Below are 22,924 nucleotides of genomic sequence, written 5' to 3' on the forward strand. Positions count from 1 at the left end.
CGTTTTACCGGCTTGCACGTATACGTTTTCGTCTGCAACGCTTGTTGAAGCATTCTTAAGTTATGCTCCAACTCGGACTCGAATTCCTTTATGGTTACTCGATCCACTCCTGCTGCTCCCCGGTTTCGCTTGACTTCCTTAAAGGCTTCCTCCAGGTTTGGCATCGCCCAAATTTTATCCATCAGGCTGTACCATCTTCGTCTGTTGGATCCACTCTTTGCTCCCTCACGAAAGCTTCCTTGCCTCGGCTTGTCCTCCATGATCGGTTCCTTCCCTTTGGTCTTTCCGGTTGTCCTAGCCTTTCGGCAGTTTCCGGATTTCCTTGGTACTCCGCCCCAGACGGCCTACCCGTTTGTTCGGCCCCGGTTCTACGCACTTCTTGGCTCCCCGGCTTCTGTCTGGTTCATTCCAGGTTCCTCGGTCGGTTTGCTTTTCTTCCACGGTTCCGGGCTTCGCACCAAGTCCCCGCCTTTTGGGTCGGAGCTTGCACCGGCGACTCCTGCGCCGGTTCACCTGCCATTGCGGCTTTTCCTGCAGGCTTTTTCACTACTATCCCTTCGTATGACTGCTCACCCTCCATAGCCATGCCTTGGCTTTCGCAGCCTTGTGCACAGGTTACTGCTACTGCAGGGACGATGAGCCCTCCTTGGGTCACGTCATCGCCTTTCCTTCGAACCCAGTCCTCTTAACTTTCGAAGCTACGGGTGGTATTGGACATCCTCTTTTTTCGCAGAGTCATCCCGCTTCGCCAGCCCACATGGTTCTTGCCGCCTGTTCCGAAGTTTGCCTTCCCGTCCTCCGCACCCTGCCTCGCGGCCAGAGCACTACGGGTCAGCTATGCGCTTCCGCCACCTCGCGGTGCGCTCGGGACTTTCACCCGTAAGTACGATGCGCTGCCAAGCGCACGAAAAACCTCCACATGCGATGTGGAGGTCTCTTCCTTTCATTTGAAATCCTGTACGGTGCAACGTATTACTTTCCACAGCATTTCTTATACTTAAAGCCGCTACCGCAAGCGCAAGGATCGTTACGACCCTGGGAATGACCGACGGTGATCGTCTTGGTATTTTTCACTTTCACCCCTAGCAGCCTCTGTACATCCGAGATATCCTCTGTTTGGTCAGGTTCAATACCGATGACTACCTTCCAACCGTTATTCTCACATAGTTCAAAAATTTCTTGCGCTCTTTCCTCTGTAGCCACTCTAACGATTGCCGGTTTTTTGCTATTTCCCAATTTCACCATTATAATATCTCCTATTACATTGATTTGCTAAAATGCTTATATGGCCGATGGAGGCCGACCCGAATCTATTAGATCACAACGCATCATGTCAAGGCGCCACTCTCGGCATGTTTTCGGCAAGAAACCGACCTTTTGCCACTCCGACCCTGAAGCAGCTTAACCTCGGCGCTCCCGCCTCTCAAAATGCAAATGCAGTCGGTACAAGCAAATCTCGTACGTCCAGCGATGCAAGGTTGCAGCATCCTCCGGAGCCACTTCCATGTTCAGTGAAAATACGCCGTTCTCGAACCGGGTCATACCGTCCATAGCCGAGCCCCATTTGCTCATCGGCATGCTCGCGATCAACTGGCTGACCTTCAGTGCGTTATAAGACCACAATTGCATAGACTTTTTATCCGAGAAGTCTATGCGCTTCCTATACTCCTTCTCCATCAAAAAGTTGTAGAAGAATACTGCGACCTCCTGCGGAGTTACGGGGTTAGTCCAATGATCAGCCCCGCGCTCCAACATGTAGAGCAGGACGATCATTTTGTAACTTTTCGCCATCTCGGTTTCCTCAACATCTCGTAGCCAACTCTCGTATTTGTGATAAATGAGGCTTTCCCGCTCGCTCAACAGCTCGCCCCAGCTCAGAAAGCCAACCAAGGAACCAAATTCGAACCGATACTCCCGGCTATCGGCCCTTCCCTGCAAGTGAAGCTCGAGATAAGTCGGCAGCCGGCCAAGCTCATTTTTCAAATCAAGGAAGTCCCAATGGAGCTGCTCTCTGCGCGGCATTCGCTTCCGGCTCAGCTCTTCCAGCAGGTTGATGACTTGCGTATCGAGCTGAAGAGTCCCTACGTCCGACGATAGGGCCGGGATCGCTGCCGTTCTATTCTTCTTGCCGACGCCCTGATCTTGTTCCTCTGACGCGAATAAACTTAGCTTGGCATCTGCATTTCGGTAATTTCCGATTAAGTCGATGATCACACAATGCGTTTTCCCTGCGGCGATCCGCAGTCCTCGTCCGATCTGTTGGGTGAACACAGTCAGAGATTCCGTCGGTCGGACGAATAGCAGCGTATCGACGGCAGGAATATCCACCCCCTCATTGAAGAGATCCACGGTCAAGATCATCTCCAGTTGCCCGTCCGTTAGCTGAACAATCGCCTCTTCCCTTGTAATTCCCACTGTACCTGAATGCAAGCTTACTGCCCTCACACCTCGATCACGGAAGCAGGAGGCCAGAAAGTCCGCCTGACGGATGGACGAGCAGAAACAAAGCGTTCTTGTTTGCTTATGCCGCACCCATGCCTCAACTATACGCTCCGCCATAGTAAGCTTCATTTGCGCCGCGAGCAGCTGCTCTTCATCGTAATGCGTGCCCAACCAGCGAATCTGCGTGTAATCCGTCTCATCGTAGACGCCGAAGTAGTGAAACGGAGCCAACCATTGCCTCCGAATCGCCTCCATGAAACGGATCTGATAGGCCACATTCCCGTCGCACAGCCCGTACACATCCTTTCCATCCAAACGATCGGGTGTTGCCGTGATGCCTAACAGAAATTGCGGCTTGAAATGCTGAATGACCGACATGTACGACTGGGCGGCGGCATGATGAAATTCATCAACGACAATCAAGTCGAAAGCCTCGGGGGAGAACGACTCTCGATGCTTCTTGAGTCCGAGCGTGTAGATAGAGGCGAACACGCAATCCGCCTCACCTTCTTTATGCATGCCGTTATAGAGACCGAATGACTTGTGAGGCAAGATCTGGGCGAAGGACCGACGCGCCTGGACAAGAATTTCTTCGCGATGCGCAACGAACAGCACTCGGTTGAATTTCTGCGCAAAGAACCCAGCCAAGTAAGTCTTGCCGAGTCCGGTCGCCATGATGACCATGGCTTTGTCGTATTGCTCCTCCAGCGTCCTGTCCAGAGCCTCGAGCGCCGCCTCTTGAGCCGGTCTAGGCTTGATGGTACTTACAGTTGCCGGAATCGCAGCTTCTATAGAGAAATCCTGCTCTGCGAGCGATTGACCCGATTCTTCCAGCTCCAACCCCTTAATGCGGTTAAGCTCCGGATTATGGAGATGACAGAACCGATACTCCTCCGCGTACATGGCTATTACATCATGATTCAAAGGCCTTGTATGGGGATGGTAGAAATTGTGCATAAATTGCTCCAATGCCATATGGAACGTATAGGGCTCCACTTGGGCATTCATGGCTAGGTTCCACTCCATCCCTAGCTTGAATGCCGATAAGGAGAAGTTGGAAGAACCTACAATGAGCAAACCCTCGCCATTCTCATAGTCGAATAAGTAAGCTTTCGGGTGAAACGAGGTTCCCATGCTGCGCCAAAGCCTTGCTTCCAGCCGGGGATCAAGCTCATACAAGGCGGCCAGCCCCTCCGGCTCCGTCACGAACAAATAGTCGCCCGCCAATACCCGAACCTCGGCTCCTTGGTCAAGCGCACGCTTCAAGTGGGGGGCAAGCAGCTTCACCCCCGATTGCATGAGGAAAGAAGTCATGATGTAAATACCGGATGCATTCTGCATCCCGGCTACCAATTCGTCAGCCAAGTTCCTGGTAATCAGCTTGACATTAAGCTTCGTCGACATCGATTAGACACACCCTGTCCTTGAAGCCCCCACGGGCTTCCGCTATTTGAATCCGCAAGGCTTCTAGCTGATCCCAGTCGGCTCCATGTGCACTTGCGAGGGCATGTACGACCTCCAGGATATCCGCCAGCTCTTCCAGCGCCGAGGTGCTGTCGGAAGCTTGGTTGTACTCTTCGGTTTCTTCCCGCAGCTTGAGCTTGAGTTCAGTCAAGTATTGGGCTTCATCTAGTATGCGAGCTCGGCATTGCTTGCCTTTCGACTCTATGATTTGCGGGATTTTGTCTCGTACTAGTTTGTTGTATGTGGGCATGCTGTGCTCCCTTCTCTGCTCTACTACCGTAAACAGTTCGCCCCGAATAGCACCAGTCGCCCTTTTCATCTGATTCTACTAGTTCTACTTCTATGTAAACCAAGCGATAATCGGCAGGATTCCACATCACTCCGCTTCGATACGGGAATACAAACCGCATTGACCCATGAGCGATCTTCTCCGGTCCAATAGCAACCTGACAATCTCGGACTGCTCCATTCCAAGTGATACGCTCAGCCTCTCTGAAACCTCATCGAGCTCCGTTCCCTCATTACCGTGAAACGAAGCCATCGTACCATCGATCAAGGACTTCAGAATGGAAAAGAACCTGAAGGTTGTTCCAAGCCAAATGTAACCTCTATTCGCCAAATTCTAGTACACATTCCACTTAACCATCACATCATCAACAAGACCTCTAAATCCTCGAGCGTATGCTCTACCGTATCCACTCGTACAGCATGCATCTCTATCGTTTTATCCCCTTCCGCTAATCGCCATCGCGGCAATTCTATACCATCCTCCTGCCAAGGATACAGCAGCAAGCAACGATCCGCATACGTGTACGATGTAACATATGCATACATCTGATAAATATCGGCTTGCGAGTAGTTCACTCGATCGTTATAGGAACAGCTCTTCCATTTGGTATCCAGAAGGATTGACTCGTCAATTACAAAATCCGGTTTGAGTAGAATATTGCCTTGACCGGTCTTCATATTGATTAGCAGATGCTTGGTTGTGTCTTGAAGTATGACGCGATCCTCTCCAAGCAAGCTTACTAACGCTTGTCCCACATAAGCTTCAAACAGCTTATTCATCTCGAAGAGCATGGAGAACGCAGTGTCGTCGACACCGCTTTGCATCCAGCCGGCACGATCCAATATCATTCGAGCAAAATAAGACAAGTCGTGAAACCGTTCGTTTTGCCGATTGAGCGTCACTTGCTTGAAATTCGTTGAGGAGGGGTGAACCTCCCTCACATTTTCTAAAAGGGCATTGACCTGATTGATCTCCATGATGTATTTGGATTGAATCACCCTTTGAACAACTCTTAATGCTGCTAACAGCATGCGATTTAAATCATGATCTTCATTATGCTCATCGAAAGTACAGATTGCGTACGATGATTGTCTCGCGCCTGCGCGAAGCTGCTCCGATACTTGAAGACGCCCTTTCAAGAAAAGCAGATTATCCGTTTGACTCACATAGGTCCTGTGAACACCACGCTTCAATTCCTGCAGCAGCCTCTGAACAAAGGCGTGCAAGAAGGCTTCCATCAAGCTATCCGTATGCCTTCTCCCAACCTCAACTCTCTCCATAAAGGCGATATCCATATCCTCAACATAGCGCAGCATAGAGAGCAACGCGCCTTCTCCATCATCAACGGAGAGCGACACTTTAGGGACAATCTCGTATTCGACGCCCTCGCAATAAATGAAACCAACATAATTAATGAACCGAAGCTTGTCATACAACCGCTCTATAATGACTTCACCCGGGAAAGTCTGATCCAAGTAACGTAGCAAGGCTTCATAGGCTTCGGGTCGAACCGCATCACGATAAACCCAATCATAGGATTCACGAATTCTAAACCGACGTATGGTCATAGATGGATATGATCTCCTGCTGACCCAATTTGGCTTTAACCCGGTATAGGCTCTTCAGATGATGCTTTAATGGCGAACGAAACAATTGCTGCATTTGTACTTTTTCTTCGTACACGATATAGGGGTCGTCTTCGCTCTTTCCAATACCGCCTAACACCAATCCAACTTTCTCCCAGTCCCCATAGAAATATTCCTGCAGCAAAGGCAATACTTTATTCACAATAATATCCATAATATCCTGCTCTGACTTTGCTCGAGTAAAGTAAGCGTGACCAATCATATGGTCCCGATCATACAATACTTCAATCCTGCGATTCATGATCCGCAGCATCTCGCTGATGTCGATTCCTCCTATAGGCATCAACAAATCAGGCTCCGGCATAACCTCCTCGAAATAAAAACGTCTTCTCAAGGCTGTATCGAGCAGCGCAATAGACCGGTCCGCCGTATTCATGGTTCCTATAAAGTACAAATTGGGGGGCAATGCAAAAATTTCCTTGGAATAGGGCAGTTCGATAAGCAGTTCATTGATGGACGTTAGGCGCTTATCCTCCTCTAATAGAGTCATCAGCTCACCGAAGATTTTGGAAATATTCCCGCGATTCATCTCATCCATTATGACGACATAAGGGGAGGCTTTTGAGAAATCAAATTTTCTCCAATCCTCCAGAGCGTTCAATACTGCTTTTTTCCTACTCAAGTAATCTCTGTCGTTAAACGGAATGTAATCCTGGCTTAGCCCCGCATACATAGCCTCGAAAGCAATCCGCTTAATTACACCGTCCTCGCAGAAGAAACCGCCATGCCCATCGGATTTTAGACCTTCAATAAAGTCCTCGTAAGCATAGGATTGATGGAAGGTGACAAACTTAATCCGGTTCTCCTTAACCAAACGGCTGAATTCAGCCTGCATGGACTCACGATCCGACTTCAATTCCTCCAATACCTGGGAGTCTATCCGTTCCATCGCCCGTTCTGTTACACTGTACGTTTTACCTGTTCCAGGCGGACCATAGAGAGCGAGATTAAGCGGTAAATTTAACAGCTCTTGTGGTTTCGAGGCTGTAAATGTCTTCGGTTCCAACGGTTTTAGTTGAAAGACATGTTTTATGGTACCTAGATCCTTAACAAGGTTAATCGACTGACTGAAGCCCCCGTATGTCGGATATTCCAAATCATTAATATGTGTCCATTCAACGGGTAACAGATGCCCTCGTACAGGGTCGTACTTGTAACCATCCACCGTATCCTCAAGCAATCGCCCTACAGCAGCCACCTTTAGTACCCGCTGAAGCTTACCTTCAGCCTTACGGGAGTAAGTCGATTTGATGGCCACAGTATCCCCCTGTTTCATTTGGGAAAATAGCTTAAGCGCTTTTCGCTCCCTCGGCTCTAATATTCGATTCTCAAGAAATTGTTCAAAAGACTCGGAAGTAATTACTTGTGACAGATCCTCATGGAGATCGCTTAAACCTATGACGGAATTAGATATGTAAAAATCTTTGAATGACTCTTTCTTTGGCGAGTATTCCACTAACCAGTAATTATTTTGCTCATCCGTCAGCTCATTCTTTCCGCCGAAATGGTCCCAAATTAATCTTGCCAGCCTTTCATGGGTCCAGTCTTCTAAAAGAGGTTGTTGTTTTAAAGCTGTGAGCACTTCATGATTGAGACGAACAGCATGCTTATGGACGAACAACGACGGATCCAGCCCAACAAGCTGCCCTACCTTTACTAATATCTCGTGTCTGTATAACCTGAAAAATTGATTGGGAGCATAAAGATTTAAGATTTCCAACAACACCGTATTGAATAATGGAAGCTGCAAAGCCTCAATTTCCTCAAATCGCCCTTCTTTGGCGTATAGTACGGCTTGGAGAATTCCATCACGAAGTTTTTCGTATTCGGTTTGCAAGGCAGCGCCGGATAGAACTTCTCGTTTTTTCCCTGCACCCTTACAATATTCGCCGGTTTGTGACATGTAGATCCCAAACTTGGACGCATTACCCCCACCGACCGGGCCTACGTTTTTACGTTCCAGCCAATATATGAAGCTGTCCTTTGTCTTGGTATTCGCATACTCCTCAACACTCATCTCCTTTAACGAGTGAAAAGGAAACCGTTCCAAAAACGCCTGTTCTCCTGCTTTTCTGTGTTGCAGTAGAGCTTGATCCGGTTGATAATCCTGAGCTTTTTGAATGAGTTCAGATAGGTTCATGAGGCCTCCAGAAGGTAGTGGTATTTTCTCCAGAAAGTATAACCTGCTAAACCGGTCAAAAATAAGTTCTTTTACTTTCTCCCGACTAATAGGGGATGAAAGAACCCGGAAGTGAATTGCAGATTTCTGAAATCAAGACGTTCACCTCGCGGACATTCTCCAACAGCTGTTCCCTGTCGTTTCATTTCCATATTCTCCGTAATTCTGCCAATATAATTAATCCACCAGTTTTATGCAGAGGCTCATTTTGTCTCTCACACTGGAATAACTGGATGCAGGAAGGACATCCATCTGAACAATCACAGCTACTAATAATCTGCTCAGCCTTCTCTAGCAAGACTCCGAATTTCTCAGCGACAACTTCCGCGATACCGGAACCACCCCCTGATTGGCTGTCATAGAAGAACAGACCCGGCATCCCGAACAATGCTGTACTAGCATAGAAAGAGATGTGTTGAAAATCTGCATGACTGCACTTGACTATAGCTGGAATTGCTGCAGCCAACGCATGTTCTATAGCGTGAATGCTACCTTCAAAAAGATCCTCAAAAGATAAATCGTTTTGTTTCAAGAGCTCTTTCAGAAGACTTCTAACATTGCGTTTTCCTACCTCATCCCACATGAGCCAATAAGCATCAGTTTGAAATATAACCGGATATGTATCCGTAAGTTGAACCGTTTCCGGAGGTACAGACCCGTGAGCGAAAATTTTCTTATAACCAAATGTACTGCGCTTAACTAAAATGGTTCCAATGTTTGCTTTGATATGTTCTCCGTCAGATACGGGCTGAGTAACAGCATGGACTTCAAGACTATCGCGAATAATACCTCGTGTATGGTAATCGCATCTTATAGGCTCTACCATCACTTTCCTGAATTTTTTATTGACCCACTTTACTTTATAAGAGGTTCGGTTGTCTGGTCCTAGAAACACGGCGTCAACATGATAGTCTCGAATCAAAGATCGCCCATCTACATTCTGAAATAAGATATCTTCGTTCCATCCGTTTTTGATTACGACTATGTAAGTCTCTCCCATTGTGATCAATGGTTGATAACGAGGTGTACCCCCTCTATAGACTAGTTTAGTTTCAACTTGCTGCCACTGCTCGTCAGTCTCAGACAGCATTTTACGCAGGGATGAAGAGCGAACGTATGTAATTGCATTGTTGATTGTTCCCCCCTGCTCATGTGCCGCATACTCGAGATGTTCTTTCAGAAGTTTCGGATTGTTCGTGTTGATTGCTCCTGACTCCGGTGGAAGATCGAAGAAAGCGGTCGGATTTCGAGCGAAATATTGTTGCAATGGCTCCTCTTGCACCATCATGATGACCACACCGTCTCTGTTTCGTCCCACTCGACCTACTTGCTGCCAGAAGGAGGCTTGGGATCCGGGATATCCTAATAAGATGCAAAGATCCAGGCATTTGACATCAATACCGACTTCCAACGCGCTGGTGGTGACGACTCCAAGTATTTCACCTTGTTCGAGCTTTCGAATTGTCCGTTCCTTCATGTCCTGTGTCAAGTAGGCATGGTAGGGCAAGAACAGATCCTGATGATCATCTATCTCTACACCTTCTTGACTTTTTAGATGGGTCCGAATTATCATACTCAAATCGCGGCTAAGCAATTGAACCTGCTGACGATTGCTTGAGAAAATTATACTTCTTGGCCATCGCCCGTCTCGATAAACCGCTCGAAGGATCTCATACAGATCCGATACAACCGCTCTTTTCTTTTGTTCATCATCTGCGAGGCCGGTATTCCACATGAATATATTTTTTCGTTTAACCGGTGCCTTTGCCCCGTATATTTCGTGAAATCCTTGCAGCCCCCTCTTCCCGGTTAACTCCTCCACCAGGTGCTTAGGATTTGCAATAGTAGCAGAGCAAGCAATAAACTGGACATTTTTGTTCCCTAGTCTCTCGCACAACATCCGCAATCTGCGTAGGACCAACGATACCTTTGATCCTAGCAATCCGGAATATTGATGCAATTCATCAATAACCACAAAACGCAGATTCTTAAGATATCTCAGTAGTTGAGGGCCTTTACCCGATTGCGCCCCCGCGCTTTGAAGAATTAAGTGCAAGTAATGTACGTTAGTCAACCAATATCGTCCCTCTGCGAACACCAGACTGGAGGCTTGATCCTTCCTCATGTGTTCCGGCACGTTACGCTGACCATGCAAAAGGCCGGCAGATATCAATTTCCCATTAATCGGCAATCTGCAGAAACCATCCATCGCGAAACTATCCCCACGTTCATCTTCAGGATCCGCCCATTGTCGCAAGTGAGCGAATTGATCCTCTACTAGTGCCTTGAAAGGAGCCAAATAAAGCGCACATGCCTCAGAATCTGCAACTAACTTTTCTATAATGGGAATATTGTAGGCTAATGATTTACCGGACGCGGTCTTGGTGCAAATAACCAGGTTGCGTCCTTGTCTTATGGAATGTATCGCTTCCCCTTGATGTTCATACAATTTATCAATTCCCATAGACTTAAGCTTTCGTGTCATCCAGTTGGACAAGGATACGGTCTCATTGAACACTCCTTGCTCTGCTGCTATTTCATGCATGTAGACACTGCTTCGGAATCGCATGCTTGTCTCTGATAATTCCTTTACAAGGTCGTCGCTTTGAAAAGTATGCTGAACGGGGAGTCTTCTATCTATTAATAGCTCCGCCTCTTCCGGCATCAACATTTCAGTTCTCACAGGGCTTCCATCATAACTGCAATAGATTCCGGCAGACCGTTCCATATTGGGATCAAGTTCAGAGACGCCAGAATGCCAATCCAGAATACGCAGTCCATTGGCGCGCTGACAAATCTCCCGATAGTAACCTTGCGGATTCGCCTTATAACTGATTTGGACGAAGTCGCCATATGGGCGTATACTCCCGCATGATGAGCAAATTATCGGCATAATTATTGCCTTTTCCCTTCCGAGAGTATTTGCAACAGTACCTTTGCTCCAGGTTTGAACAACTCTAGGTTTCCTTTTCCAGGAAGCTGCACGCAGCTTGGGCACCCTTCACTACATGGACAACTGCGGATAAGCTCGAGAGCTCGTATGATTACATGTGGAATTCGCTCGTAGATGGCTTCTATCGTCCCCAATCCTGAACCGTTTTCCCCATAAAATCCGATGACTGGTCGGTTGGCAAAGGACGTCATCCCACTCGCTGAGAAACCTGTAAAGTCATTCGAATCGCAAATAATCATATCCGGAATAACCGCAATCATAGCATGGCCAGCGGCATGCAAGGAGGCCTCGGCTAATACATCTGTTGAGCGGAAGTCGTCAGCCCACACCTCCACTTTATTTCTTAGATATTCCCAGTTGGAGTCGGAGATGGTCAGCCAAGTTCCTTCAGGAGCAAACTTAGTCACATAAGGCCGTTCCAGGGGAACTTGTTCCGATTCATGCTTCTGACCAAAGTAAATTTTCTTATATCCAAATACACTCCGTTTGATTTCCAATTCCCCATATGACATGTTCGCCCCAGCATAGTCTTTGTTCTGATACAGTTGCAATATATCAATGTTATCCTTATAAATTGATTGCGTATGATAAGTTAATTCATGAATGGGGTGCAGTATGATTTCTCCCTTCTTGCGATTAATAGAATCGACCCTATAGGCCCTATCACCTGGTGTCCAATATATGGCGCCTTCATGAAAATCTCTCAATGCGCTCCATTCGTCCAGACCATCAACAACAGCTTGATTCTGCCCTCTTATTTTTACGTTATAGTTCTGACTTGAAACCGATCGAAGACTAAATTTGGGATCGAGTGCAACTTCAGAAATGTCTTCTTTTGCTGAAGCAGATTGCAGAACGGAGCGAATAGTTTCAGAGTGCAACTGGGGAAACATGCGTTGCAGATCCTGCTCCAATACCTCACGGCCAATTTCCTCTTTTAATAAGGGAAGGTGCAAGGTAAGAAGTTTATGATTGGTCGGATTAATTCGTACGACTTCCGGGGCTTTATTAATGAATTCTTGTGGGTTTCGCATATAGTACTGTTGCAGCGGATCATCCTGCCAGATTAGAATTGCGACACCCTCTCCTTTTCGGCCCACCCTTCCGATCTGTTGGGAGAATGCGGCTTTGGAGCCTGGAAACCCCGCCAGAACCGCCAAGCTTAGGTCGCCGATATCAATCCCAACCTCCAGTGCATTTGTTGAAATGATTACATGAATATCATGAGACTTTAGGCGCTCAATAATCCTTTTGCGAGTTTCATTGGGCAGGATTCCAGTGTAAAATGCAGCTAGTTTTTCCCCCTCTACCTTTTCTTTGGATAGACGAAGAGGTTGACGAAGGACATCCTTTACGTATCGAGTGAACACCATGGTTTGACTTCTTGATGGCTGGAAGATAATACTCTTTATTACTCTTTGATCAATGGTCATAGTATGTTTTGCAATTGAAATAGCATCCGTAGATGGTGCACGACGTGACGGTTCGCCTGCCATCATTCCGGGATTCCATAGGACAATTTCTTTCTGTTGATGGGCTGAACCATCCGTGTCTACAAGCGTAAACTTCTCAAGTCCAGTAAGATCCTGAGCTAGTTTAACCGGATTATCAATTGTAGCAGAGCTCGTAATTACTTGAATACTGTGTTCGTTCCCAAGTTCACGGCATACAAGCAACAGACGTCGAAGCACTAGAGCAACATGACTGCCAAATGTACCCCGGTACATATGCATCTCGTCCAATACAATGAATTTAAGATTACGAAGAAAATGTCGAGTATGCTGGCCTGAAGCATACCTTAAATTCTGCACTTGACCGAGAATAGAGAAATGAATCATATCAGGGTTGGTCATCCAAATTTGCGCATCCGCCATAATACGCTGCCGAGGACCATTCTCTGTATCTCCATCCAACCTGCCGACATGAATGGATCGATCGCCTATTTGTATCTGAGTCTCAAACCACGCATCTAATGTGGATGGAAACGTTGATGCTGCCGCATTAAACCGATTCATTTGATCCAACTGATCATTTGCCAATGCCTTGGTTGGGTATACATATAGAGCTCGCGCACTGGGATTAGCGTAAAGTTGACTCAGAATCGGCAAGTTATAAGATAACGTTTTCCCAGAAGAAGTTGAAGTAACCAACACCACGTTGGATCCGGATTGCACAGCTTCCGCAGCCTGGGCTTGATGAAGAAATAGTTTGGAGATACCCATTCTAAATAAAGCTTCTTTGACCGGATTTAGAATGTTTTCCGGAACTTCCGCGAAGATAGGTTCTTTGGGCGGCATCGAATGCACATATATTTCTGCCGACTCTTCGACAGCAAGCTTTTTTAATTTTCCCAATACTTCTTGAGAAGAGAACTCACTACTCAAAACACCAGGTATCCGTGCATCCTCACAAAGTGAATTTTCATCCTTCTCTAGAGGGACACTCGCATGGCAAGAAGGGCAATAAGTCCCATCGCTCAGTCCAGAATAAAGTTCGTTAACCGGCATCCAGTCTGACATTTTTATCCCAGTTGGTGAATACTCCAAACTTCTCTGCTCCCCCACCCGGCTGATCTTATGAGATAATTGAATGGCTTTTAGCATACTGGAGCATTCCGAGCATTTAAGAAATGCCATAACTATTCCTCCTTTTCGTGTATTCATGAGATGATTAAACCATTGTTATAAGTCAGCTCTTTGTCACGGAACGTATGTTCTTAATGGAAATTTATCCTTTTCTTGTTAATTCGACAATCCAGGCCTTTTGTCCTTGTATGAATACAAAAAAGACGACTACTGTCGTCTAAGTCGATTATCCCTCCTAACGCCGGCTTCCCTAACTGAATCGACTTTGTGACTTGTTCCACTACATCCGTATTCCGACGACGTTCGCTGCGATTGGTAGCCATCACTTTCTCATAAGCGGGATAGAAATCCGGGGGCAGCAGCGCGAATACTCACTTCACACTCTTTCGCCAGTTGGGAACCTGTAATCCCTGGGTAGCTTAACCATTTCCTGAAACCACCTAATAACCCCAATCCTTAACATATAAACAAAACGCAATCAAGCCCTCTGACACTTTGTCAGAGGGCTGGCAGGCACCGAATCTGGAGCATGGAGAAAGGTACATTAATCCCGCTTGCGGTTATGTATCCATTCTTTAAATTTGTTTTCGTGAGGGAGTATAGCTATGGCTTTTTCAATCGCTTGCGTGACTTCGGTTTCTGGCAAGCGCAGCCTGGATAGCGCTTGAGCCAAATGAAAATAGGACCAAGCCGTTCTCATATCATCTTTGGATAAAAAAACAACTCTGCGCAGCAGTTCTACTGCTTCTTTGTAAAGCCGTGTTTGAATGTCAGAAGCACGGCCACCACGTTTGCGAAGTTGCGTAGCAAGCTTCATTTTGGTTTCGGCGAACTCATGGACTGCTTTAGGATCTTCTCGGATGAACTCAAAATTGTCAGAGAACAAACGATGCGCGCTTTCAAGATCGCCTGCTCTTTTATGAAGCACAGCGAACTCAATCAGTTCATCATAACGAATAGGTTGCTTGGCTTGCTCCAGTACAGAAGCGGCTTTTCTGGAATCCTGGAAGTCAAGATAGGCTCTCGCCATTGCCAAATAAGGTAGATGCCCATCAGTAGAACCGTACTCCTGATGTTTAAACCCTTGCAAATAGTGCTCCGCTTCACTAATTTCCCCTATTAAGGAGGTATATTCGATTAATCGCGCTGCTAATGCACCTGATTGCGGAACTCGCTGTACGGCTGCTTTTACATGTTCCAACGCCTGCTTTTTTTCCCCAACAGCCCACAAGTGAGCACTCTCTCTAAGGGCATGAATCACAATATATTGAGGGTGGGCAGGCAATATGACGGTAAAGTACGTATCGCCAAATTCAAACTGAGGTTCTGGAGATCCGTTCTCCCGCATACGTCTCCTGATTTTGGAAACCCCCGTTCCCCATGCTTCCGCCAATCTGAGTTCCTTCAAGAACTCTCCAATCCGCCTGTTGCGCAAAGGAACGCGCGGTACTCGGTTTCCCTCTTTAAACTGTTCCAAATGCAAACCCGGCATTGGTCCAGGGTAACTTGTAAGTTCCATGCGATTCGGATACAACATGATTTTCGTCGGCTCGTGCTCCCCATCATAGCTTCGATGGAACACTGCGTTGACAAGAGCTTCCTCCATAGCCTCATACGGAAAAGCAACTGTTCTTAATGTTTCGGCTTGTCCCGGCAGTTTTCTAATCATCGTTGTACTAAAACTGTTCAAATACTCAAGTGCTTGTCGAATTTGTACATATAGAGGCCCACGAAACGTTTTCTCTTCGATAAAATCACCGCCCGAGTCGTCCCCGAATTGAGCGATGACAATACGCGCGCCAGGAAATATGTTCTCCGGGTTATTCGTAAAAAACAACAAACCTACATTTTTCGGAACCTCGTGTCCATTAACAGGGGCGATAATCTGCAGAGCACGGTACAGTTCTAAATCCGAAATATCTTTGGACTCTTCAAGGAGGCTGCTTTTTATGTCCCTTAAAAGCTTCTGACTAACGTAGGGGACAAATCATCGACTGTAGTCTCATAGTTTCTTCTATCATCAAAAGGAATACGCTCGGTCATTTGCAGGAGTTGCGTTAAATAATTGCCCTGCGCGTGTACGGACTGGCTACCTTGACGAATGTAGTAAGCCTTCTCCCCTCCTCTAACGGCCACGGGAGCTTGATAAGGTCTTGCTTCACCTGCAGGAGCATAAATGACCATGAGCTGCTTATTCATATATGTAACCGGTACTATTAGCGGCTGATACTCCGGTATAAAACGATTGCATTGTCCACGTACATCCTTTTGAAACTGATCCAAATCGATATCGTCTACTCCAAAGGGGGGAAGAAGAGGTCGCCCTTCCTTCTCCTCAATACCGATAATGATATAGCCGCCATTCAAATTAAAAAAATCATTTGCGTATGCACAGATAGAATGGATTACAGATTCCATGATTACTGGATTCCATGTCTTCTTATATTCAACCCGAATGGACTCAATAGACCGAGTGTGTATTAAATCATCGAGATTGATTGGCAAAAAACTCATAGTATCCCCTGCTTTCCATTCAGAAAATTCTTTGACAGGCTTAACTTGCACTCTGCGGGATTTATAATAATTATACTATATCCTTATTGTGCCCTGTCATCAAACTGCTTGCGTCTACATGTCTATACTCTCGTTGTTTGTCGAGTACAGACGATATTACCAACAAGAGCATTAAAATGGGGGCGCGAATCGATCGCGGCCCCCCTTCGTTCCTTACAATCAGGTAGATTGCATCTTTACTGTCTAGTTTAACCAATAATGTTCACCGCATTCTCCTTGATCTGCGCGACCAGCTCTACAAGTTGCCTCTGCTTCGTCTCGTCGAACAGCTTCACGAGTTTTGCGCTATGTAACCAACCGAATTCCTTTAATCAACAACTTCACGCAGTTAATACTCTTCCAGTTCTACTAGAGCTTCGTACCGGCGCAACTGCACAAAATACAACCCGGCCTCCTTCACCCTATAGCCAAAAGACCGCTCCCACTCCGACGCATAAGCCTGCACCTGCGGCCGATAAAAGTCGACAAACGACGGCAGCGTCTCCTCCTTCACGCTGTCCGTCTTGAAGTCCACAATGACCCAGCCATCCTCCTCCTCAAACAGGAAGTCGATGACTCCGCGAACGTAGACGTGCTCCACCGAACCCATACGTTCCGATGCGGCGGCAGCCTCCAATCCGGCATTCCCGATATCGGCAAACACGCCCACTTCTGCCGCGTTCTTCCGAATCATCAGCGGCACCTCGAACAAGCGACGATCGGCGCGTAGGCTTCGTTGCCAGAGAGCGCTGGCCAGTACGGTTCTTACAAGCCGACCCGCTTCGCCGATATAATCCGCCGCCAAGCCTTCTTCTGCTGCCAGCATCCCAATTGCATCCTCAAGCTCCATTTCCGGCAACCCCTTGCCCAGCATCTCGATCACCCGGTGAACGACGCTCCCGAAGGCCATCCCCTTGCCCTCTGCGGACCATTCCGGCTTATCGCCGGCAGCCTTGGTCTGGCCGGTAACGGATACCACCGCATAGCTGGGCTCACCGATCGCATCTAGCCTCAGTTGCCGGGCTCTCGTCATGGCTGCCAAATCCGGCCCCACCGTCAACTCCGTCTGCCGCTCTGGCTCCAAGGCTGGCACGTCGAGCTCGCGCGCCAATTCCATCCCCTCCATAAGCGACGTCCAGGGGCACTTCGCCGGTTGCTCCGGATACAGGCTGACGACCAGCATCTGTTTCGGACGTGTTGCCGCGACATATAGCAAGCGGTCCTTCTCAGCATTGGAGAAGGCACGCTCTCGTTCGTTCATCTCTCCCCACCCTAGAGGCTGAGCGATTACATCGGTTTTGAACTCCCCGATCGTTCTAGTTATCGTAAAGTAGCCTGCGGCCGGATCGGCGGACCGATCGATCGTTTGGGTCGCATCATGGTCGGATTCCCCGCAAGGACATGCCAGGAACACGACCGGCGCTTCCAACCCTTTGGCCTTATGCAGGTTCATGATGCGGACCGCCTGATTGCCTCCGGCGTAGAGGCTGGAGGTTTCCATCCCCCGATCGGAGAGCATTCGTTCCACCGACCGGCATAACTCCGGCCAACTGGAGCTTGCCGCCTGATCGCTGTGAAGCAATTGCATCATTCTAACCAACGTTCCCGCGCGAACCGAGCCTGACGGCATCGTAGACACGTAGGGCAGCAAACCCAAATCTTCCACGATCCGTTGGAACGCGGCCGCCGCGCTGATCGTGCGAACCCAGCCCATATACACGCTTAACTTGTTGAGCACTTTAACAACCGTCCGTGCCTCATCGCCGTATGCTTCCGACGCCGGCAAGCCAAATAACGAGAACGCATGCCCCTCCCGCTTATAAGCCCATAACTGCCGATCGCTCAAGCCGAACAACATCCCGCGCATCACCGCGAGCAAAGCCGGTTTATCAGCGGCATCCTCCAGATACCGAGCCAGCTGCCACAAGGCCACAAGCTCCTCATAGATCGTCGTACTGCCTGAAGTATCTGCCGGGACGTTATACAGGTCCAACTGCTCGGCGTAAAGATGAATGAACTCCCTTGTTTTCGTCAGAATCAAGAAATCACTCGAAACCGCATTCCGACGCCCGCCATCCCGCTCCGCAATCTGCAAGTTACCACCTGTGCATGCCCAGGAAATATAGTTCGCGATTTGCTCGGCATCCGCTTGAGCGACGGCCGCCTTCCCTCCCGGAATCTTCGGGTAGCTCAGAACATAGACGCCATGCGATATATTGCGATTGCCCTTGGGATCGTGCGCGTGTGTATCCATAGTCACGAATGCAGCTTGATGCTCCGTCTCCGCGGGCGGCAGCTTGCCGACGAACTGACCGTTAATGAAGCTGCCGATGGAACGGACGGAACGGAAATTAGCTGTTAGCCGCAAAACCGCGCCGCATTCCTGAATCCGCGCTTTGACCTGGTTATAGATTGAGATATCGGCCCGGCGGAACCGATAAATCGATTGTTTCGGATCTCCCACCACAAAAAGGGAACCCGGTCGTGGTGTAAGCCGTCGCCAATCTTTCTCCCAGACGCCATCCTCAGACTCCCCTGTGAGCAGAAACATCAACTCAGCCTGAATCGGGTCCGTATCCTGAAACTCATCAACAAGCAGCCTCTGATACCGTTCGGCGAAATAAGCCCGTACTTCCCTCTTTTCCCGCACCAGCTTGGCGGCTTCCAAGAGCAGGTCCTGAAAATTCAGCTTGCCAGCAGCGTATCGACGGGCCTCGCCATAAGCAAGAGCAGGCTGGACGAAACGAATCAGCTTCGGGTACATATATTCCCGCCATTCCTGCAAGAAAGGAAAAAGCACTTGAATCTGCCAGTCGGGAAATCGTTTCTTCATCTCGCCGGCCTGTTCTTTGGATGTCCATCTGATAAGCGTCACGTCGAGCTTGCGGTCGAATTCCTTGGCGATTTCCAAAATTCGCATATCATCCGACAAGTCGATGTATCCCATCTTCTGGCGCGTCTGCCGCACGAGCTTCTGAACGGTGTCCCAGCCCTTCTCCGGCTCGACCGCCGGGATATAAAGGGCCGCAGCGTCGAGCAAAGGAAACAGCGTATCCCGAATCCGGTCGAAGCTGGGCCGCTCCCGTTCCTCGCAAGGAAGCTCGACATCGGTGAACAAGGACACGCGGTCATACACATCCCGAAGTGTGTTGATATCCACGCGCAGCGACAAGAGTTCCTCGAATGGCAGCCGCTCCTCTCCAGCCAGCCCAGACATGTACTCATCCCAGCATTCCGCTCGGAATTGCTTGTCGCTCTCCTCGTCCATTTCCTCGAAGGAAGGGTCCAGACCCGCTTCAATCGGGCGCTCGCGCAAGAGCGACCCGCAGAACGAATGGATCGTTCCGATGAAGATAAGGTCTAGATTGCCCAGCGCCTCAGACAACCGCTCGCGCACGATTGCATCGCCTGCGGCCCTCCGATAGGTTTGCTCCAGAGCAAGCCGGAAGCGTTCCTTCATCTCGTCCGCCGCTTTGTTAGTGAACGTAATGGCGGCGATTCGGTCAACCCTGATGCCGGACTCGATCAGCGCAAGCAGTCTGCCGACCAGGCTGGTCGTCTTGCCCGATCCGGCTCCTGCCTCTACAAGCAAGGTCGTATTCAAATCGGTAAGAATCCGATCCCGATCCGCTTGATCCGCAGGCATTGTTAACAGATTCGGTTCATCCAACTTCTTCCACCCCCAGCAAAGTACTCAGGACAGCAGCATTGACAGTCGACTCTCGCTTGATTGCCATCCACTCCGAATGGGCTCCACATGCGGCTTGATAATCACACCATCGACACGCCGCGGGATCCTTGGTTGGAACATAGATCCCTCTCTTCCGAGATTCCAGCAGCTGTGCAATAAGATCAGCTAGCTCATTTCTCCGGTTCTGGGTTCGTCTGACAACCTCGCCACGCCCGCGTTCTGTCGGAAAATAATACGCTGCCTCCACTACCTTGGCATCGCGGTCCGTCCCAGTTTCATGAAGCCACTGCTCTACTGCAATCGAATATAAAGCATGCTGCAGCTGAGTCCCTCCCTTGAAATATTCGGAAGCCCTATATTTGCTCGTACCACCTGTCTTGTAATCGATAATCCGATACTCATGAGGTCCGATCCGATCGACTCGGTCGACGAAGCCCTTCAGCTTGATGCGAATATCGCCGGACAACTGAATTTCCATCGGTTCTCCTTCTCTAGTCGTCAATTCCAACTCGAAGAAGCACGGTTGATCCGTCTGGCGGACTTCATGGCGATAAAAAATGTCAGCATCCCGCCGGATTTCCTCGCATTCCTTAGCAAACACATGCGGATTGGGAGCCGGAATGGACAGTGCATTTTCCGCAATCACCTGTTCTACAATGCCTACTAGTCGGTCCCTGTTATGTAAGGCGAGCCTCGTGCCTTGTTTCGTAACGTCCTCCAAGTATCTTCTGAACACATCATGCAGCAGAGAGCCTCGTTCGCTCGGGTGGAGCCAGCGATTGCGGTCGAACTGCGCGATTTCTTTCGCACGGAGCTTCAGGACGTAGGAGAAATAGTACTGCAACCCGCACCGCGCATAGTGCTCCAACTGACTAACACTAATGGCAGGGTGATTCGGATCTTCTCCAGCATCCTCATTTGGCTCCAATTCCAACCATCCGTCGTAAGCGGAGAGCCTCTCATCCTGACGGAGCATTCGAGCTTGGTAACCTTGGGCCAGGGCAGGGTACATCTCATGAATGGCCTTCCATCCGTCCTTGCGATTGCCGCCGCTTGCGTCCCGCAGTAGACGAGCCCAAGCATCGATCCCGTCTAACGGGGCAGACTGCCACGCTGAATGGCTCCAATCCATCACCCTGCAAGGCTCGCCCAAGGCATGCTCCATTGCGCCGAAATCCAAGATGGCGTCCTTCCTATGCAAGCGGAAAACTTGCAGCATCTCGAATGCCGGCCCTCGGCCCTTCTGCTCTCCCGTATCATAAGATGGATAGCTAAGCCATACTTCGCCCCGGATATGCGCCAATCGCGTTTCACGTTCGCTCCTGACTTGCTTCGCTCGCGCCTGAGCAGGCTCCAAGTGCTCTGACAAAGCCGTACGTTCTCGATCCAGGAGAAGAGGGTCTTGAACAGCCGTTATACTCCAAGCCTTCTCCTCCATGCCTGCAATCCAAGTCCGCTCCCGACCGCTCCATCCTCCGTTTTGCAAAGAGCTGATATGGATCGCCCCTGGCCGCGGTGTCGCCGAGACGCGAATCCGAATGCCTTCCAGCATTTCTTTCACATATCGGACAGCCAAGTCCATCGCCATAGGCTCAGACAAACCGGCTGGGCAACAACTCGCAACCTCCTTGAGCGCTACCGCTGCATGCCTATCATCCTGCGACCGGGCAATCGTATAGCTCTGCACAAAATCCGATATCCACCTTAACAGCAGCAGCGGATTCCACTCATTCCCATCGGGTATCCCGTCGAACCAATCCTCAACATAAGTACGCAAGACCGCCCCTAGCTCCTGCTCCTCCTCGCCTAGCCTCTCCGGACGCAGCAAAGCCAAATACCGGTCCTTTCCCCAACCGATACCGGACCTCTCCAACATCCGCACCCAATCGGTCCGGGACCAGCGCTGATCGGGAAACGATAAATAGCCGTGCCGCAGCATTTCCGCTAGCCTATGGACCGGGAAACCTTCCGAGATCCAATCCAATACTCCAATAGCTGCTTTTCCCGCAGCACAGTAAACGATTGGCAACCCGTTCGAGAGCGTACATTCGACTCCGAGCGTTTCTGCATGCATATGAACAATGGGGGCATAATGCTCATAGTCTGACAAGATCACTTCCGTCCGATCAAAGGCTACAGACTCCGAAAGCATTCGGCGAAACCCTTCCCGTACTTCAGCCAAACTTCCTGTTGCCTGGAACATAGCGAATTTATTTTCTGAAAAAGAGTCGTTCATGTAAAAGGGAACCTCCGCATTCAAGAAACAGAGACGATCCCCCGACACCTTCTCGATCATTCGCTGCTCCAACCGCGTCCAACCGGTCGGCGTTAGCGTCAAATAGACCGTATTGTTATCCCCCGGCCTCACATAATCCGTTAGTCCTGCTAGGTCCGTCTGGCTGTGCTCACGAAGGTACGCTTCATATCGAGCGAGCAATCGTTGCAAATATACGCCTTTCTCTACGTTTGTAAATGACTCCACCCTCACGTCTTCCGATCGAATGCCGGCCATTCGCATGGCTGATACGGCGCGGTGGACTTGATACACGATACCTGGCTTCAGCATAGATTCCTTGATATAACTCTCCGAGTCTTCTTCGGCCAACCGCTTCATCAGAGAACGGACCATCCATACAGCCTGCCCTTCATCGAGCAAGCTGGTTTTTCTGCGATACAGCTCCAGCCCTGCATGAGCCGTCAATACTCCGTGAAGCGTCTGTACCTCTACGTTCAAGATTGCCCCATAACGCTTGCAGATCTGTTCGAGCAGCTGGTGTCCTTGCGCATAGGAGCCGGCCAATAACACCTTCGATGACAGCGTCGCCTCGTTGATTTTGTGGTACAGCCGATCAATCAGATCCATGGCATGCCTCCTTACGAATAGTTTATTCTACCTAATATTCGCTGAAATGGACTTACACACCTTCCATTAAACGGAATTGGATAGGAGGAGTTGGAAATCTGTCGATGGAGGTGAGTTTATTCTTACTATACATACACCCAGGGGCATAAGGATGTCAGCGAATGTACGTTCTAATCGTTGTATTCTATTGCCAATCGCCCCTTCCACACGCCCACAAACACAAAGAAGCCTGTCCAATAACAGACTTCTACGGAAACTG

11 protein-coding genes and 1 pseudogene are annotated in these 22,924 nt (G+C 49.0%); all 12 read right to left on the reverse strand.

The features are described from left to right. A pseudogene (locus PKO02S_RS32930) lies at positions 1-182 on the reverse strand (group II intron reverse transcriptase/maturase); the annotation flags it as partial. 790 nt (positions 183-972) lie between these two features. Continuing rightward, a complete protein-coding gene (locus PKO02S_RS21780; protein ID WP_127586123.1) occupies positions 973-1,245 on the reverse strand; it encodes a PBPRA1643 family SWIM/SEC-C metal-binding motif protein in 273 nt (90 codons plus the stop codon). A gap of 156 nt (positions 1,246-1,401) precedes the next feature. Continuing rightward, positions 1,402-3,846: a DEAD/DEAH box helicase family protein gene (locus PKO02S_RS21785; protein WP_127586126.1), complete on the reverse strand. Its 2,445-nt coding sequence runs from the start codon at positions 3,844-3,846 to the stop codon at positions 1,402-1,404. Beyond that, positions 3,830-4,156, reverse strand: coding sequence for a nucleoside triphosphate pyrophosphohydrolase (locus PKO02S_RS21790; protein ID WP_127586128.1), 327 nt, complete (start codon positions 4,154-4,156; stop codon positions 3,830-3,832). Before PKO02S_RS21790 ends, PKO02S_RS21785 begins: the two co-directional genes overlap by 17 nt. Before the next feature lie 395 nt (positions 4,157-4,551). Further along, positions 4,552-5,763 carry an McrC family protein gene (locus PKO02S_RS21795; protein ID WP_127586130.1) on the reverse strand — a complete coding sequence of 404 codons (1,212 nt, stop codon included), beginning with the start codon at positions 5,761-5,763 and terminating at the stop codon, positions 4,552-4,554. Next, the gene (locus PKO02S_RS21800) at positions 5,744-7,981 is read right to left on the reverse strand and encodes an McrB family protein (RefSeq protein WP_127586132.1); all 2,238 of its coding nucleotides are present in this window, start codon (positions 7,979-7,981) and stop codon (positions 5,744-5,746) included. The genes PKO02S_RS21795 and PKO02S_RS21800 overlap by 20 nt, the downstream gene beginning before the upstream one ends. Before the next feature lie 181 nt (positions 7,982-8,162). Further along, entirely contained in the window at positions 8,163-10,703 is a 2,541-nt protein-coding gene (locus PKO02S_RS21805; protein ID WP_164821595.1) for a DEAD/DEAH box helicase, read from the reverse strand. 212 nt (positions 10,704-10,915) lie between these two features. Continuing rightward, positions 10,916-13,609 carry a DEAD/DEAH box helicase gene (locus PKO02S_RS21810; RefSeq protein ID WP_164821596.1) on the reverse strand — a complete coding sequence of 898 codons (2,694 nt, stop codon included), beginning with the start codon at positions 13,607-13,609 and terminating at the stop codon, positions 10,916-10,918. Between the two features lie 493 nt (positions 13,610-14,102). Then, positions 14,103-15,395: an ATP-binding protein gene (locus PKO02S_RS21815; RefSeq protein ID WP_127586138.1), complete on the reverse strand. Its 1,293-nt coding sequence runs from the start codon at positions 15,393-15,395 to the stop codon at positions 14,103-14,105. 119 nt (positions 15,396-15,514) lie between these two features. Continuing rightward, entirely contained in the window at positions 15,515-16,072 is a 558-nt protein-coding gene (locus tag PKO02S_RS21820) for an AlbA family DNA-binding domain-containing protein (protein WP_127586140.1), read from the reverse strand. 388 nt (positions 16,073-16,460) lie between these two features. Further along, entirely contained in the window at positions 16,461-19,781 is a 3,321-nt protein-coding gene (locus tag PKO02S_RS21825; protein WP_127586143.1) for a UvrD-helicase domain-containing protein, read from the reverse strand. Next, positions 19,774-22,665, reverse strand: coding sequence for a PD-(D/E)XK nuclease family protein (locus PKO02S_RS21830; protein ID WP_127586145.1), 2,892 nt, complete (start codon positions 22,663-22,665; stop codon positions 19,774-19,776). Before PKO02S_RS21830 ends, PKO02S_RS21825 begins: the two co-directional genes overlap by 8 nt. Positions 22,666-22,924: the final 259 nt, after the last annotated feature.

This window comes from Paenibacillus koleovorans NBRC 103111 (assembly GCF_004000845.1).
Taxonomy (GTDB): Bacteria; Bacillota; Bacilli; order Paenibacillales; family NBRC-103111; genus Paenibacillus_AA; species Paenibacillus_AA koleovorans.